Genomic DNA, 19,185 nt, shown 5'->3' on the forward strand with positions numbered 1-19,185 from the left:
AGCCGTTCGATCAGACTGACGATCATCAGCGAATGGCCGCCGAGTTCAAAGAAATGGTCGTGACGGCCGATTTGCTCCAGCCCCAGTAAGTCTTGCCAGATTTGCGCAAGAATAGTTTCTGCCTCACCGATCGGGACTTCATAGCCGCGTGCCACCACAGCAGACAGGTCGGGAGCAGGGAGTGCCTGACGGTCGAGTTTGCCATTGGGGGTCAGCGGGAAGGCCTCAAGCATCACAAAGGCGCTGGGCAGCATGTACTCAGCGAGGTGTCGGGCGAGTTGCTGACGTAGTTCGGCGGGAAGCAGTTCAGCGCCATCCAGAGGCCGCAGATAGGCAATCAGGCGCTTCTGTCCCGGTTCGTCTTCGCGTGCCAGTACCACCGCCTCGCGCACGCCGTAACATTGCATCAGTTGCGCCTCGATTTCGCCCAGCTCAATGCGGAAGCCGCGCAGTTTGACCTGAAAGTCATTGCGGCCGAGGTAGTCGAGATTGCCATCAGAGCGCCAGCGGCCGAGGTCGCCGGTTTTGTACATACGGGCATCCGGATCGGCGGAGAACGGATCGGTAAGAAAATGTTCGGCAGTCAGTTCGGGGCGGTTCAGGTAGCCGCGGGCCACGCCGGCGCCGGCGATATAAATCTCGCCGGTCACACCGAGGGGAACGGGCTGACCGTAGCCATCGAGAATATAGATCTGAGTGTTGGCAATCGGGCGGCCGATATGACTGACAAAGCCCTCCGCCCGGCTCATCCGTACCCAGGTTGAATAGGTCGTCGTCTCAGAGGGACCATACAGATTGCAGACATTCTGTATGGATTTACGGGCAAACAAGTGCTCAATGATGTGCGGTTTCAAGGCCTCGCCGGCCAGATTAACCGTCCGGGTGGTCATGGGGATCGCGTCAGACTCAGTCAAGTATGCGATGGCCGACGGCACCGTGTTGATCAGGCTGACCGACTGTTCTGCCGTAAGCAGTGACAGTACATTGGGGGTAAGGTGAACTGTGCCGCCAGAGAGCAGCGGCGTAAAGCATTCGTACACCGCTAAATCAAAATTAAGTGAGGTGGCAAAAAGGGTATGTGCCAACTCCTCCGGACTGAAAGCCCGTTGCGCCCAAGTGAGGAAATTCACGGTATTGCGGTGAGTGATCGCTACCCCTTTGGGCAGTCCGGTGGAGCCTGAGGTATAGATCACATAGGCAAGGTGGCGTGACGTCAGCCCCAGTGCCTGTGTGTCCGGATTATGATCCGGTTGCGCCATTAGGGACGCATCCTGAGCGTCGAGTACGACCGTAGGCACGGGGCTGCCCAGTGTGGCGACCTGTGCCGCCTGAGTAAGTAAGACCACCGGTGCGGCGTCATCCAGCATATACGCCAGCCGCTCGGCCGGATAAGCCGGATCGAGCGGCACATAAGCGCCGCCTGCCTTGAGGATAGCGAGCAGTCCCACCACCATATCCGGGCTGCGTTCCAGACAAATTGCCACCCGATCGTCCGGGCGCACACCGTGGTCAAGCAGATGATGAGCCAGACGATTGGCGCGGCGGTTCAGTTCGTCATAGCTGAGCGTTTTCTCTCCACATATCACGGCCGTTGCGCCGGGATTGTGTGCCGCCCGAACCTCAAATAATTGGTGAATCAAAGCGTCCTGCGGGAAGTCCGTCTGGGTGGCGTTGAAGTCCACCAGCAACTGTTGTCGCTCAGATGCCGGCAGTATCGGCAGGCTCGTAATAGCTTGCGTTGCATCAGCCGCCATCGCCGCCAGCACATTCTCCAGATAGCCGACCATGCGCTCAACGGTCGCGGGGTCGAACAGCTCGGCGGCATAGACCAGATCACCCGCCAGACCCGCCTCAGTTTCAGTCAGCGACAACGTCAGATCGAAGTGGGCGCTATGGTGTGCCTGTTCAACCCAAGAGAGTTGCAGATCGGGCAACACGAGATTTTCAGCCGGCATGTTGTTTAAGGCCAGCATCACCTGAAAGACCGGGCTGTAGCTCAGGCTGCGTTCGGGTTGTAGCGCTTCCACCACCTGCTCAAAGGGCAAATCCTGATGGGCATAGGCGGCAAGCGCCCGTTCACGAACTTGTGCAAGCAGATCGGCCACACGGGGCGTATCACCCAGCGTAACACGCAAGGCCAGAGTATTGACAAAGAAACCGATCATATCCTCTAACTCGCGGTGAGGACGGTTAGCGACGGGGGTGCCGATGACAATGTCATCCTGACCACTCAACCGGGAGAGAACGATACTCCAGGCAGCCAGCACGGTCATAAACAGGGTGGTGTGATGACGTTGTCCTAGCCCCTTGAGTGATGCCAGCAAGGTGGTATCGAGCTGGAAGGATACCCGGCCGCCGGTATAGGTCTGCACCGGTGGACGTGGCCGGTCGGTGGGGAGTACCAGCAAGGCCGGGATATTCTGGAGTTGTGTACACCAGAAATTACGCTGCTCAGTGAGGGCCGTTGCTTGCAGCCAGTCGCGCTGCCAGACCGCATAGTCGGCGTACTGGAGAGACAGCGGCGGCAGGGGATCATCGTGGCCGTCGAGAACGGCGCGGTAGAGGGTGCCCAGTTCATGCACCAGCACCCCGATGGACCAACCGTCAGAGATGATATGATGCTGAGTAAGCAGCAACACATGCGCTTCGCCTGTCAATTGCAGCAGTTGACCGCGAATCAATGGTCCCTGAATAAAGTCAAAGGATGCCTGCGCTTCGCGGGCAATGAGATCGGCTATACGGTTGGTGTGTGCCGCAGGTTCCAGTCGGCGCAGATCCTGATAGGACAGGGTAAAGCCGATGTCAGCGGGATCGATATGCTGGCAGGGTTGACCCTCGATCAGGACAAAGCGGGTACGCAGGCTTTCATGTCGGGCGACCAGACGATCGAGTGCCGTGGTCAGCGCGTGGCGGTCAAGTTGGCCGGTGAGGCGCAGGGCTACCGGAATATGGTAGGCCAGACTGGCGGCCGGATCGAGCTGACCAAGGAACCAGAGCCGCTGCTGGGCGAAAGATAACGGTAGCGGCCGATTGCGATCGGCCGCGGGAATGACGACCTGAGCGGTTGTTAAAGTTCCGCTGAGTGCCTGAGCCAAATCCGCCAGAAGAGGCAGGTCAAACAGTTGCTGTAGCAGTAACTCCCGCGCCAGATCCTGACGCACGCGTGCCACCAGTTGGACGGCAAGCAGCGAATGGCCGCCGAGCTCAAAGAAATGGTCGTGACGACCGACCCGCTCCAGACCCAGTAAGTCTTGCCAGATCTGAACCAGCGCGATTTCTATTTTACCGATCGGGGCTTCATAGCCGCGTGCCACCACGGCGGACGTGTCAGGGGCAGGGAGCGCCTGACGGTTAAGTTTGCCGTTGGGGGTGAGCGGGAAAGCGTCGAGCACCATAAAGGCGCTGGGCAGCATATACTCGGCGAGGTGCTGAGCAAGCTGTTGACGCAGTTCCGCCGGCACCAGTTCAACGCCGGTTTGAGGTAACAGGTAAGCGATCAGGCGTGGGTGGCTCAGCTCATCTTCACGCGCCAGCACTACCGCTTCGCGCACGCCGTGGCATTGCACCAGCCGGGCTTCGATTTCACCCAGTTCAATACGGAAACCGCGCAGTTTGACCTGAAAATCATTGCGGCCAAGGTATTCGATGTTACCGTCAGGAAGCCAGCGGCCGAGGTCGCCGGTCTTGTACATACGGGCATCCGGATCGGGAGAGAAGGGATCGGCAAGAAAGCGTTCGGCGGTCAGTTCAGGGCGGTTCAGATAGCCACGGGCAATGCCGGCACCGGCGATATGGATTTCGCCGGCGACACCGAGGGGAACGGGCTGGCCGTCATCATCAAGGAGATAGATTTGGGTGTTGGCGATCGGACGGCCGATCGGCGGGGCTCCTTCTTCCCGGCTATCACACAGATAAATGGCTGCACAGACCGTACTTTCCGTCGGGCCGTAGGCATTGACCATACGCCGGCCGGTAGCCCAGCGTTTGACCAGTGAAGGTGAGCAGGCCTCCCCCCCCACGATCAGGGTTTGCAGTGTTACGGGTACGGAATCCAGTGCCGCCAATGCTGTTGGCGACAGCAGCACATGGGTAATGGCATGAGTCTCCAGAGTATTCAACAGGGCAGCTCCGGGCAGGAGGTGAGTTCGCTGGGTAAGATGGAGGCTGGCTCCTGCCAGAAGTGCCATGCCGCATTCCCAGATGCCGGCGTCGAAGCTGTTTGAGGCAAATTGCAGGATACGGCTGCCGGAATTGATCGCCAGAGTATCCTGTTGCGTAGTGATCAGGTTGCTCAGGCCGCGATGCTCGACCATCACCCCCTTGGGTAATCCGGTGGAGCCGGAGGTGTAGATGACATACGCCAGATGGCGTGACGTCAGACCCAGTGACTGAGCGTCCGGGTTGTGAGTCGGTTGCGTCATCAGGAGCGGTTCTGAGCCGTCGAGTAAGATTGTGGGTATGGCGCTAACCAGTGTGTCGGTCAATGCTGTTTGAGTCAGCAAGGCCACGGGTGCCGCGTCGTCAAGCATATACGCCAGTCGCTCGGCCGGATAAGCCGGATCGAGCGGCACGTAAGCACCACCCGCCTTGAGAATACCGAACAGACCCACGACCAGATCCAGACTGCGTTCGACACAAATCGCTACCCGATCATCCGGACGCACCCCCAGTGCAATCAGATAATGAGCCAGACGGTTAGCGCGGCGGTTCAGTTCGTGATAACTCAGCGATTGACCTTCAAATACCACGGCGATGGCGTCAGGATTGTGCGCCGCCTGAGCCTCGAATAATTGGTGGATTAGTGCATCCTGTGGGAAATCCGTCTGGGTGGCGTTGAACTCTACCAGCAGTTGTTGTCGCTCTGTCGGCGGTAAGATGGATACATCCCGGATCAATTGTTGCGGATCTCGGGTCAGGGCATCGACCAGACCGCTGATGGCGGTAACCAGATAAGCGGTTATGCGAGACGGCACGATTCCGGTTACGGCCTGAGCGGTCAGATGGAAACCGGTTCCCAGATCATCCACTGACAGGGTGAGCGGGTAGTTAGTTCGCTCTCCTGTAGCGACAATACGCATACCTGTCCGGAGTATATCAACTGCGTCTGCCCCGCGGCTTTGGCTGTGACGGTAATTAAGTAAGGTACTGAACAGTGGCAGTGATTGCGCTACGCCACTGCAACGCTGTGCCAGCGCCAGCGGTGCCTGCTCGTGCTCCAGCAAGGTTGTCAGATTGCGATAGGTGGTTTGTACCACTTCCTGCACACTACGGCCGGCCAGAGAAACCCGCACCGGCAGGGTATTGATAAACATTCCCAATATTTGGTCAGCGCCCGCGACCCCCTGTAGACGGCCCAGCAGCACAGAGCCAAAAACCACATTGTCATGGCCGCTGGTCTGTGCCAGCACCTGAGCCCAGGCCACATGGAACAGTACGCCCGGACTGACCCGTAGACGGCGCGCCTGAGCGCGGATGGCCTCTGCCAGAGCGGGGGGGAGCGGAAGACGGGCTTCGGCGATGGATTCATTATCGTCCGGCATCGTGAGTACACCAAACGGTGCAGTCGGTGCGTCAACGTCGGCAAGCTGGGTGCGGAAATAGGCCTCATGGGTTGCGGCCGGCACGCTCAGGGTCTGGGCGATAAAATTGCGGTAGGGCAGGGCGGCGGGCAGCGTTTCGGCCTGCCCCTGCTGGATTTGGGCAATTTCAGCGAAAATCAGCTCCAGCGTCATATGGTCGCTGACCAGATGGTGGAAGCGCAGCGCCAGCAGCCATTCATCCTGTGCCGGATCGTGGGCGATATCGGCAGCGAATAATGGCGCTCGGCTCAGGTCGAGACGGTGCCGGCGCGGATCGGTGTGCGCGGATAACTGAGCCGGGACGTCGTCTGCCGTAGCCGGGAGCAAGTGATTGACACACAGCGGCGCCTGACGCCAGACCACCTGAACCGGCTTCGTCAATCCCTGCCAGCAGGCAGCGGTGCGCAGAATATCGTGGCGGTCGATGACTTGTTGCAGGGCGGCCAGAAAGGTATCGAGATGCACGCGGCTGTCAAAGGCGAGCAGGCTCTGCAACAGATAGGTATCGCCCTGAGTCTGCAACAGGTGATGGTACAGGATGCCTTCCTGCAACGGCGCCAGCGGGTAGATATCCTGCACATTGCCCGCTCCGCCGGGAATTGCTTCGACGATAGCTTCAATCTCAGCCTGAGACAGCGAGACCAGAGACAGCATATCGGGGGTGAGGGCGGCGCAATTTTCGGGAATACGGTTGGGTGGTACCACAAAGGCGTCGGCATCATCCTGAATAGCCTGTGTCATCTCGGCAAGGACAGGGGTGGCGAACACACTGCGGACTTCAAGTCGCCGGCCGAAGCCGCGTAGCCGCTCGATCAGACTGACGATCATCAGCGAATGGCCGCCGAGTTCAAAGAAATGGTCGTGACGGCCGACCTGTTCCAGCCCCAGTAAGTCTTGCCAGATTTGTGCAAGGATAGTTTCCGCCTCACCGACCGGAGCTTCATAGCCGCGTGTGACCACGGAGGACGCATCGGGAGCGGGGAGCGCCTGACGGTCAAGTTTACCGTTGGGGGTGAGCGGGAAAGCGTCGAGCGTCATAAAGGCACTGGGCAGCATGTATTCGGCAAGGTGTCGGGCAAGTTGCTGACGCAGTTCGGCGGGAATCAGTTCAGCACCGGACTGAGGCTGCACATAAGCGACCAGACGCGGATGGTTCGGCTCGTCTTCGCGTGCCAGCACTACTGCCTCACGTACACCCTCACATTGCATCAGTTGTGCCTCGATCTCGCCCAGCTCAATGCGGAAGCCGCGCAGTTTGACCTGAAAATCATTGCGGCCAAGATATTCGAGATTGCCGTCGGGGCGCCAACGACCGAGGTCGCCGGTTTTGTACATGCGCGCATTCGGATCGGAAGAAAAAGGATCGGCCGGAAAACGTTCGGCCGTCAGTTCGGGTCGGTTCAGGTAGCCCCGGGCAGTGCCGGCACCGGCGATATGAATTTCGCCGGCCACACCAAGCGGGACGGGTTGACCGTAGGTATCGAGAATATAGATCCGGGTGTTGGCGATCGGCCGGCCGATAGGCGGAGCGCCTTCTTCTTGGTTATCGCACAGATAAATAGCCGCACAGACCGTACTTTCCGTCGGTCCATAGGCATTGACCATACGCCGGCTGGTAGCCCAGCGTTTGACCAGCGAAGGGGAGCAGGCCTCACCGCCCACGATCAGGGTCTGCAATGTCACAGGGACTGAATCCAGTGCCGCCAACGCGGTCGGCGACAGCAGTACATGGGTAATGGCATGAGTCTCCAGCGTCTCCAGTAGTGCAGCACCGGGCAGAAGATGAGTTCGCTGGGCAAGATGGAGGCTGGCACCCGCCAGAAGTGCCATACCGCATTCCCAGATACCGGCATCGAAGCTGTTTGAGGCAAATTGCAGGATACGGCTGCCGGAATTGATCGCCAGAGTGTCCTGTTGCGTAGCGATCAGGTTGCTCAGGCCGCGATGCTCGACCATGACGCCTTTGGGCTGCCCGGTGGAGCCTGAGGTGTAGATGACATACGCCAGATGGCGTGACGTTAGCCCCAGTATCTGAGTATCCGGATTATGAGTCGGTTGCACTGCCAGAGATGACGCGAGTGCGTCGAGCATGATTATAGGCACGGGGCTGATCAGCGTGTCGGCCTGTGCCTTCTGAGTCAGCAGAGCCACCGGTGCGGCATCATCAAGCATATAGGCCAGCCGTTCGGCCGGATAGGTTGGATCGAGCGGCACATAGGCGCCACCGGCCTTGAGGATAGCGAGCAGGCCAACCACCAGCTCCGGGCTGCGTTCGACACAAATCGCCACCCGATCATCCGGCCGCACGCCCAGCGTGATCAGATGATGAGCCAGCCGATTGGCACGGTGGTTCAGTTCGCTATAGCTGAGTGTCTGATCCTCAAACACCACGGCAGTGGCATCAGGGGCATGTGCCGCTTGGGCTTCGAATAATTGGTGGATCAGGGCGTCCTGCGGGAAATCGGCTTGGGTAGCATTGAAATCGGTCAGCAACAGTTGCCGCTCCGAGTCCGGCAGCATCGACAGACCTGCAACAGTTTGTGTCGCATCGGCAGCCATCGCCGCCAGAACATTTTCCAAGTAACCGACTATGCGTTCAATGGTCGTAGAGTCGAACAGGTCGGTAGAATATTCCAGATCACCAACCAGACCGGCCTCAGTTTCGGTCAGCGATAATGTCAGATCGAAATGAGCACTATGACGCACCTGTTCAACCGGAGCGAGTTGCAGACCCGATAATGCCAGATTTTGGGACGGAGTATTGTTCAAGGCCAGCATCACTTGGAAGACCGGACTGTAGCTCAGGCTGCGGTCGGGCTGCAACGCTTCCACCACCTGCTCGAAGGGCAGATCCTGATGGGCATAGGCGGCAAGCGCCCGTTCACGAACCTGTGCGAGCAGATCAGCCACCCGGGACGCATCACCCGGCGTAACACGCAGGGCCAGAGTATTGACAAAGAAACCGATCATATCCTCTAACTCGCGGTGAGGGCGGTTAGCGACGGGGGTGCCGATGACAATGTCATCCTGACCACTCAACCGGGAGAGAACGATACTCCAGGCGGTCAGCAGGGTCATAAACAGGGTAGTGTGATGGCGCTGTCCGAGCTCTTTGAGCGATGCCAGTAAGTCGGCATTAAGCTGGAGGGGGATCCGGTTACCGGCGTAGCGCTGCACTGACGGGCGTGGCCGGTCGGTGGGGAGTGTCAGCAGGGACGGGGCGTTCTGGAGTTGGCTGTACCAGAAATCACGCTGTTCAGTGAGAACAGCGCCTTGCAGCCAGTCACGCTGCCAGACGGCATAATCGGCGTACTGGATAGATAGCGGCGGCAGGGGATCGTCGTGGCCGTCGAGGGCGGCGCGGTAGAGGACGCCCAGTTCGTGCATCAGGACACCGATGGACCAGCCGTCAGCGGTGATGTGATGTTGGGTAAGCAACAACACATGCTCCGCGTCCGTCAGTTGCAGCAGTTGCCCACGAATGAGCGACCCCCGCACAAAGTCGAAGGGGATCTGGGTTTCGAGGGCGGTAAGCTCGGCGACACGATTCGCCCGCGCCGTCAGATCCAACGGGCGCAGATCTTGGCAAGACAGAGTAAAGCCGATATCGGCGGGATCGATGTGCTGGCAGGGTTGGCCTTCGATCAATACGAAGCGGGTACGCAGGCTTTCGTGCCGGATAACCAGATGATTGAGCGCGGTGGTCAGAGCGTTGTGGTTGAGCGAGCCGGTGAGGCGCAGTGCCATCGGAATATGGTAGGCCAGGCTGGCGGCGGGATCGAGCTGACCGAGGAACCACAACCGCTGCTGGGCGAAAGACAGCGCTAGCGGCTGGCTGCGATCGGCGACAGGAATAACGACTTGAGCGATTGCCGAAGCGTCGGTGAGCGTTTTAGCCAGATCCGTCAGGAGAGGCTGGGTAAAAAGTTGCTGTAATGACAACTTCCGTGCCAATTGTTGGCGTACACGGGCGGCGAGCTGGACGGCAAGCAGTGAGTGACCGCCGAGTTCAAAGAAGTGATCATGACGGCCGACTTGTTCCAGTTTCAGCAGGTCTTGCCAGATCTGAGCCAGTGCGATTTCTATTTCACCGATCGGGGCTTCATAGCCGCGTGTCACTATAGCGGACAGGTCGGGGGCAGGAAGCGCCTGCCGGTCGAGTTTGCCGTTGGGAGTCAGCGGGAAAGTGTCGAGCGTCATAAAGGCGCTGGGCTGCATGTATTCGGCAAGGTGTCGGGCAAGTTGTTGACGTAGTTCGGCCGGCACCAGTTCAACGCCGGTCTGAGGTAGCAGATAGGCGACCAGCCGCTTGTGACCCGGCTCGTCTTCACGAGCCACCACCACGGCTTCACGCACGCCGTGGCATTGCACCAGCCGGGCTTCGATTTCACCCAGCTCAATACGGAAGCCGCGCAGTTTAACCTGAAAATCATTGCGGCCAAGGTATTCGAGGTTGCCGTCGGGCAGCCAGCGCCCAAGGTCGCCGGTCTTGTACATACGGGCGTCCGGGTCTGACGAGAAGGGATCGGTCAGGAAGCGCTCGGCAGTCAGTTCAGGGCGGTTCAGGTAGCCGCGGGCAACGCCGGCACCGGCAATATGAATTTCACCGGCGACACCAAGGGGAACGGGCTGACCATACGGATCGAGGAGGTAGATTTGGGTATTGGCGATTGGACAGCCGATAGGGATGGGACGATTCACATCGACGGGTGAGCTTATGCGATAGGTTGCGGCAAACGTCGTGGTTTCCGTTGGGCCATAGCCGTTGATCAGGTGTGCCGGCTGACACTCAGCCAACTGTGTACGCCGGATCTTCCGTGGATCCAGTACATCGCCGCCGACGAGCAGGTAACGCAATTGTCCGAACAGGGGTTCAAGATCACCGAGGTATTCGTTAAACAAGCCGGCTGTTAACCAGAGGGCGGTGACTTGTCCTTTGACCAGTGAATCGCGGAAACGTACCGGATCGAGCAGCGCTGATGATGAAACCACATGCAGACGCCCGCCGTTCAGCAGGGCAGACCAGATTTCCCATGTTGATGCATCAAAAGCAATATTGGCACAATGGGCAACACAGTCGTCTGAACTGATGTCTGCATAAGGATTGTTGATGACCAACCGATTGATACTGCGGTGCTCAACCATAACGCCTTTGGGCAGCCCGGTGGAGCCGGAGGTGTAGATCACATACGCCAGATGGCGTGACGTCAGCCCCAGTGCCTGCGCGTCCGGGTTGTGGGTCGGTTGTGCTGCCATAGCCGATTCTTGGGCGTCGAGTACCACGGTGGGGACGGGGCTGTCCAGTGTATCGACCCATGCCGCCTGAGTGAGTAAGGCCACGGGTGCTGCGTCATCAAGCATATAGGCCAGCCGTTCGGCCGGATAGGTTGGATCGAGCGGCACATAGGCGCCACCCGCCTTGAGGATACCGAGTAAGCCGATCAACAGCTCCGGACTGCGTTCGACACAAATTGCCACCCGATCATCCGGGAGTACACCCAGCGCGATCAAATGATGAGCCAGACGATTGGCGCGATGGTTCAGTTCGTGATAACTCAGCGATTGGCCTTCAAATACCACGGCGGGGGCATCGGGATGGTGCGCCACCTGAGATTCGAATAATTGGTGGATCAGCGCGTCCTGCGGGAAATCCGACTGAGTGGCGTTGAACGCCACCAGCAATTGTTGCCGCTCTGTCGGCGGTAATATTGGCACATTCCGGATCAACTGCTGTGGATCACGAGCCAGAGCATCAACCAGACCGTTGATGGCCGTGGCGAGATAGGCGGTGATGCGGGTCGGATCGATTCCCGCCACCGTCTGGGCGGTCAGACGGAAACCGGTTCCCAGATCATCGACCGACAGGGTGAGCGGATAGTTGGTTCGTTCCTCTGTAGCGACGATGCGCATACCCGTCTCAACCGCGTTAGTTCCGCTGGTCTGGCTGTGACGGTAATTAAGCAGGGTACTGAACAGCGGCATCGGTTGGGTCACATTGCTACAGCGTTGCGCCAGTGCTAACGGTGCCTGTTCGTGTTCCAGCAGCGTCGTCAGACTGCGGTAGGTGGCCTGCACCACCTCTTGTACGTTGCGACCGGCCAGAGAAACCCGCACCGGCAGGGTATTGATAAACATTCCTAATATTCGGGCAGCGCCTGCGATCCCTTGTAAACGACCCAGCAGTACGGAGCCAAAGACCACGTCGTCGCGGCCGCTGGTCTGCGCCAGTACCTGAGCCCAGGCCACATGGAACAGCACACCCGGACTGACACCCAGACGACGAGCCTGAGCATGGATAGCGTCTGCCAGAGCGGGGTCGAGCGGAAGATGGGCTTCGGCGATGGATTCGTTATCGCCCGGCATCGTGAGTACGCCGAACGGCGCAGTCGGTGCGTCAACGTCGGCAAGCTGGGTGCGGAAATAGGCCTCATGGGTTGCGGCCGGTACACTCAGAGTCTGGGCGACAAAGTTGCGGTAGGGCAGGGCGGCGGGCAGCGACTCAGCATGCCCCTGCTGAATTTGGGCAATCTCTGCGAAAATCAGCTCCAGCGTCATATGGTCGCTGACCAGATGGTGGAAGCGCAGCGCCAGCAGCCATTCATCCTGTGCCGGATCGTGGGTGATGTCGGCGGTGAACAGCGGTGCACGGCTCAGGTCGAGACGGTGCCGGCGCGGATCGGTGTGCGCGGATAACTGAGCCGGAATATCGTCAGCCGTGGCCGGGATAAAGTGATTGACACACAGCGGTGCCTGACGCCAGACCACCTGAACCGGCTGCGCCAGATCTTGCCAGCAGGCAGCCGTGCGCAGGATATCGTGGCGGTCGATGACCTGCTGCAAGGCGGACAGGAAAGTATCAAGATGTTCTCGGTTGTTAAAGGCGATCAGGCTCTGCAATAAATAGGTATCGCCCTGAGTCTGCAACAGGTGATGGAACAGGATACCTTCCTGCAACGGTGCCAGCGGATAGATATCCTGCACATTGCTTGCACCGCCGGGAGTTACCTTGACGATGGCGTCAATCTCGGCCTGAGATAGCGAAACCAGAGACAGCATGTCGGGGGTAAGGGCGGTACAGCCTTCAGGGATACGGTTAGGCGGTACGACAAAGGCGTCAGCGTCACCCTGAACAGCCTGTGCCATCCCGCTGAGAATCGGGGTGGCAAACACACTGCGGACATCGAGTCGCCAACCAAGGTCGTATAGCTGTTCGATCAGACCGACGATCATCAGGGAATGGCCGCCGAGTTCAAAGAAGTGGTCGTGACGGCCGACTCGCTCCAGCCCCAACAGGTTTTGCCAGATCTGCGCCAGTGCAGTTTCTGTCTCACCGATCGGAGCTTCATAGCCGCGCGCCACCACAGCAGACAGGTCGGGAGCAGGGAGTGCCTGACGGTCGAGTTTGCCATTGGGGGTGAGCGGAAAGGACTCGAGTGTCATAAAGGCGCTGGGCAACATGTACTCGGCAAGATGCTGAGCAAGCTGCTGACGTAGTTCGGCGGGAACCAGTTCAACGCCGTCCAGAGGCCGCAGATAGGCAATCAGGCGTTTCTGTCCCGGCTCATCTTCGCGTGCCAGCACTACGGCTTCGCGTACGCCGCGACACTGCATCAGTTGCGCCTCGATCTCACCGAGTTCAATACGGAAGCCGCGCAGTTTGACCTGAAAATCATTGCGGCCGAGATACTCGATATTGCCGTCGGGACGCCAGCGGCCGAGGTCGCCGGTCTTGTACATACGGGCATCCGGATCGGTGGAGAACGGATCAGTAAAAAAGCGCTCGGCTGTGAGTTCAGGACGGTTCAGGTAGCCGCGAGCCACGCCGGCACCGGCGATATGAATTTCGCCGGCCACGCCAAGAGGAACGGGCTGACCGTAGGTATCGAGAATATAGATCCGGGTATTGGCGATCGGGCGGCCGATATGACTAACAAAACCCTCCGTCCGGTTCATTCGTATCCAGGTTGAATAGGTCGTCGTCTCAGAGGGGCCATACAGATTGCACACATTCTGTATGGATGTACGGGTAAACAAATGTTCAACGACGTGCGGTTTCAACGCCTCACCGGCCAGATTGACTGTCCGGGCGGTTGCAGGAACTGCGTTAGCCTCAATCAAATGCGCGATGGCTGACGGCACGGTATTGATCAGGCTGACGGGTTGTTCGGTGGTGACCAGTGACAGCGCATCAGGAACGAGATGAACCGTGCCGCCAGAGACGAGTGGCGTAAAGCATTCGTACACCGCCAAGTCAAAATTAAGTGAGGTGGCGAACAGGGTATGCGCCAACTCCTCCGGATTGAAAGTCCGTTGCGCCCAAGTGAGGAAATTCACGGTATTGCGGTGGGCGATCGCTACCCCTTTGGGCAGGCCGGTAGAGCCGGAGGTGTAGATCATATACGCCAGATGGTGTGACGTCAGCCCCAGCGCCTGTGCCTCCGGGTTGTGGATCGATTGTGCCGCCAGAAACGATGCCTGGGGGTCTAGCACCACCGTGGGGACGGGGCTGATCAGCGTATCAACCCACGCTGTCTGGGTGAGCAAGGCTACCGGTGCGGCGTCATCGAGCATATAGGCCAGCCGTTCGGCCGGATAGGCCGGATCGAGTGGCACATAGGCACCGCCCGCCTTGAGGATCGCGAGCAGTCCCACCACCATCTCCGGACTGCGTGTCATACAAATCGCTACCCGATCGTCCGGCCGTACCCCCAGTGCGATCAGATGATGGGCGAGACGATTGGCGCGGCGGTTTAGTTCGCCATAGCTGAGTATTTGCTCCCCGCATACCACGGCGGTGGCATCGGGACTGTGTGCTGCCTGAGTCTCGAACAGTTGGTGGATCAGGGCATCCTGCGGGAAGTCTACTTGGGTGGCGTTGAAGTCCACCAGCAACTGTTGCCGTTCCGAGTCTGGCAGCATTGGCAGACATGCGAGAGTTTGTGTCGCATCGGCTACCATTGCTGCCAGCACCTGTTGCAAATAGCCGACCATACGCTCAACGGTCGTGGTGTCGAACAGATCGGTGGCATATTCCAGTCCCCCGACCAGACCCGCTTCGGTTTCGGTCAGCAACAGCATCAGATCAAAGTGCGCGCTATGACTCTCCTGTTCGACCTGAGAGATTTGCAAACTGGGTAATGTCTGGTCTTGAGCCGGCGTGTTGTTTAGGGACAGCATCACCTGAAAGACCGGACTGTAGCTGAGACTGCGTTCGGGCTGTAGCGCTTCGACCACCTGCTCGAAGGGCAGATCCTGATGGGCATAGGCGGCGAGTGCGCGCTCACGAACCTGCGCGAGCAGATCAACCACACGGGGCGCATCACCCGGTGTCACGCGCAGGGCCAGGGTATTGACGAAGAAACCGATCATACCCTCTAACTCGCGGTGAGGGCGGTTAGCGACGGGGGTACCGATAACAATGTCATCCTGACCACTCAGCCGGGTGAGGACGATGCTCCAGGCGGTCAGTACGGTCATAAACAGGGTGGTGTTGTGGCGTTGTCCGAGCGCCTTAAGCGACGTTAATAAGGCGCTGTCGAGCCGGAAGGGAACTTGGCCGCCGGTGTAGCGCTGTATGGATGGGCGTGGTCGATCGGTAGGGAGTGCCAGCAAGGCCGGGGCATTCTGGAGCTGTGCACACCAGAAATCACGCTGTTCCGTAAGGACGGTTCCTTGCAGCCAGTCACGCTGCCAGAGCGCATAGTCGGCGTACTGGAGGGACAGCGGCGGCAGGGGATCGCTGTGGCCATCGAGGACGGCGTGGTAGAGAGTGCCCAGTTCGTGCACCAGCACCCCGATAGACCAGCCGTCAGAGATGATGTGATGCTGGGTGAGCAACAACACATGCATTTCGTCCGCGAGTTGCAATAGTTGACCGCGGATCAGCGGACCCTGAGTAAAATCGAATGGCGTCTGCGCCTCAAGATCAGCAAGCTCGGTAATGCGGTGAGTGTGCATTACCGGATTCAGCGCGCGCAGATCCTGACAGGACAGGGCAAAACCGACATCGGCGGGATCAATGTGCTGGCAGGGTTGACCCTCAACGAGTACGAAGCGGGTACGCAGGCTTTCGTGCCGGGCGATCAGGTGATCGAGCGCCGTGCTCAGGGCATGGAGGTTGAGTTGGCCGGTAAGGCGTAGTGTCACCGGAATATGATAGGCCAGACTAGCGGCCGGATCGAGTTGACTGAGAAACCACAATCGCTGCTGAGCGAAGGACAGTGCTAGCGGCTGGTTGCGATCGGCGGCGGGGATGATGACTTGAGCGATTGCCGAAGCGGCGCTGAGCGCCTGAGCCAAATCGGCCAGAAGAGGCAGGGCAAAAAGTTGCTGTAGCGGCAATTCCCGCGCCAGATCCTGACGTACGCGTGCGGCGAGCTGAACAGCAAGCAGCGAATGGCCGCCGAGTTCGAAGAAATGGTCGTGACGGCCGACCCGCTCCAGTCCCAATAAGTCTTGCCAGATCTGCGCCAAGGTGGTTTCTGTTTCACCGACCGGTGCAGCATAGCCCCGCGTGACTACGGCGGACGAGTCGGGCGCAGGGAGCGCCTGACGGTCAAGTTTGCCATTGGGGGTGAGCGGGAAAACGTCAAGTGTCATAAAGGCGCTGGGCAGCATATATTCGGCAAGGTGCCGGGCAAGTTGCTGGCGCAGCTCGGCGGGAACCAGTTCAACGCCGGCCTGAGGCCGCAGATAAGCGACCAGTCGCTTGTGCCCCGGCTCGTCTTCGCGCGCCAGAACGATGGCTTCGCACACACCGTGGCATTGCATCAGTTGCGCCTCGATCTCACCGAGTTCGATACGGAAGCCGCGCAGTTTGACCTGAAAGTCATTGCGGCCGAGGTATTCAATATTGCCGTCAGAAAGCCAGCGGCCGAGATCGCCGGTCTTGTACATACGGGCGTCCGGATCGAAAGAGAAGGGATCGGCAAGGAAACGTTCGGCAGTCAGTTCAGGGCGGTTCAGGTAGCCGCGGGCAACATCAGCGCCGGCGATATGGATTTCGCCGGTAACGCCGAGGGGGACGGGTTGACCCTGCGGGTCGAGGAGATAGATTTGGGTGTTGGCAATCGGGCGACCAATGGGAGGAAAAGTTGGCCACTGATCCATATTCTTATCCAGCGTATATGCCGTAACCACGTGGCTTTCAGTCGGGCCATAGTGATTGTGCAACTGGCATGATCCGGAACGTTGTAGAAAGCGGCGAATAGCAGGCGTGATACGTAATTGTTCACCGGCGGTAATGATGTGGGCTAAGCAAGAAAAATCTCCCTCAATGTGACTGGCCGCTTCGGCAAGATGTTGTAGTGCAATGTAGGGGAGGAAGATTCTATCAATCTGTTTTTGCTGAATCAGGCGGAGGAATTGTTGCGGATCCCGACGTGTTTCTTCATTAATCAAGACCAGACATCCGCCTTCGCACAGCGTCGTAAATATCTCCTGAAAAGCGACATCGAATCCAAGCGCGGCAAACTGTAGCGTTTTACCGGTTCCGGATAGATGTGAAGGATCTTGACGGTGCCATTGCAACAAGTTCGACAATGCTGCCAGAGGCATTCCCACTCCCTTGGGCAGCCCCGTGGAGCCGGAGGTGTAGATGACATACGCCAGATGGCGTGACGTCAGCCCCAGAGCCTGTGTATCCGGATTATGATCCGGTTGCGCCATCAGGGACGCATCCTGAGTATCGAGTACGATTTTGGGTACGGGAGTAGAGACGTGGCTGGTCAGCCCCGTCTGGGTGAGTAAGACCACGGGTGCCGCATCATTGAGCATATACGCCAGCCGCTCGGCCGGATAAGCCGGATCGAGCGGCACATAGGCGCCGCCGGCCTTAAGGATACCGAGTAAGCCCACCACCATCTCAAGGCTGCGTTCAACACAAATCGCCACCCGATCGTCCGGACGTACTCCCAGTGCGATGAGGTGATGAGCCAGACGATTGGCGCGGTGGTTAAGTTCGTCATAACTGAGTGTCTGGTCTTCGTACACTACGGCGGTGGCGTCGGGATTATGTGTAGCCTGAGCCTCAAACAGTGAATGGATAAACCCATCCTGCGGCAAGTCCGTCTGGGTAGCGTTGAAGTTCACCAGCAGTTGCTGTCGCTCTGCCGGCGGCAAAACAGGTAAGCTTCGGATCTGTGTCTCGGGAGAAGTGAGAGCGGCTTCCATCAACATGGCTAAACGCGATTGGAGAACCATCACTTCAGTGCAGTTTAGGTAGTGGGTTGAGTAATTGAATTCAATCGTAACGGGCTGATTGATATCCTCATTGTTAGCGAATGTGTATTGGTAGATCGCGATAAAAAAAGGAAACGGTGTTCCACGTTGTATTTTTGAGTATTTGATAGTGGCACCGGGCAGGTCAGCGTTCGCCTGAAACGACTCAAATGACAGCATGATGTCGAATAGTTGAGCGCGTCCTGTTTTCTGCTGGATTTGTATATGCCGATTAATCTCCGCGATTGGTAAGCGCTGACGTTTATAGCAATGACGCAACTCTGTTGCCGCTTTGTGCATAACATCAAGGAAGGTGTCATGAGGTGTAATGGTTATGCCGACGGGAATGACTGACGAGAACATGCCCAACGTGCGTTTTTGCCTGACGTTCTTACGGTTGCGCACAGGAATGCCGATGACGATTTCCTCCGCCTGGGTGGTACGGGCGAAATAGCAAGCCAGAACGGCATACATGAAGTGCAAGACAGACAACCCATGCTCGGTCACAGTATCTTCGATGCGCTGGAAAAGCCCCTTATCCAATTGCCAAAGCACCGGTTCGGTTTGTCCGTGATCTGCCGTTCTATCGGGATTAGGCGGTTGGAGCAATGCCGGAGGCAAGTTCACATAGCGTTCCAACCAGAATTGCCGGTCGTGTACATAGCGTTGTGAATCGAGATAGGCACGATCCTCGGCAATAAAATCGAGATAGGAAGGAGGGGTTTCTGGTAGTGCCTCTTCTCTGATTAAGTGACGATAAGTGTTGGCAAGATCTTCGGGAATTAACCCTAAACTCGTGGCATCGCCGATCAGATGATGACAACAAAAATGCCAGTACCAGCGTGTATCACTGACTTGCAGCAGTTCGCAGCGCCATAGCTCCCCATATAACTCGAACGGACGCATGAAAGTAGCGCGTATGTGTTGTGCGGCTTGGGCTTCTGCGTCGGCATGATGTGAGAAGTCGTGGGTTGTCACGGATACCGGAAGCGTGTCCATAAGTTCCTGAAGCGGCAGTTTCTGGGTATTGATGAGTCGTAAACGTAATGCGTCATGACGATAAACAATGGCTTCAAAGGCGCGCACTAACAGTGTTTCATCCAGCTTTCCATCAATGACGACAAGTGAAGCGAGATTGTAGCTGGGACTGTCAGGATGGAGAATTTGGTCAAGCCAGACAACTTGTTGGGTAGAGCTGAGCGAAAATTTGCAAGAGGAGGATTCAGAGGAACTTTCAAACGCAAGCTGATCTTTGTTGATACGATTGCATGACATAGGCATTACTTAACTCCTGCTCGCTAGGCTAATAGATGGAATGTGAGTTATGTGATGTTGCTGGACATTGAAAAATGAGTTATTTCATAAGCAGATACTTTATTTTTTTAAT

General features: G+C 58.0%; 1 protein-coding gene (running past one end of the window). It reads right to left on the reverse strand.

Translation table 11 applies throughout. From position 1 onward, the window contains the following. On the reverse strand, positions 1–19,079 hold the 5' portion of the coding sequence (locus XBJ1_RS08370) for a non-ribosomal peptide synthase/polyketide synthase (RefSeq protein ID WP_012988445.1). It extends 9,865 nt beyond the left edge of the window; the window shows 19,079 of its 28,944 coding nt (coding positions 1–19,079); its start codon is at positions 19,077–19,079; its stop codon lies off the left edge, out of view. Positions 19,080–19,185: the final 106 nt, after the last annotated feature.

The organism is Xenorhabdus bovienii SS-2004, from assembly GCF_000027225.1.
Classification (GTDB): domain Bacteria; phylum Pseudomonadota; class Gammaproteobacteria; order Enterobacterales; family Enterobacteriaceae; genus Xenorhabdus; species Xenorhabdus bovienii_C.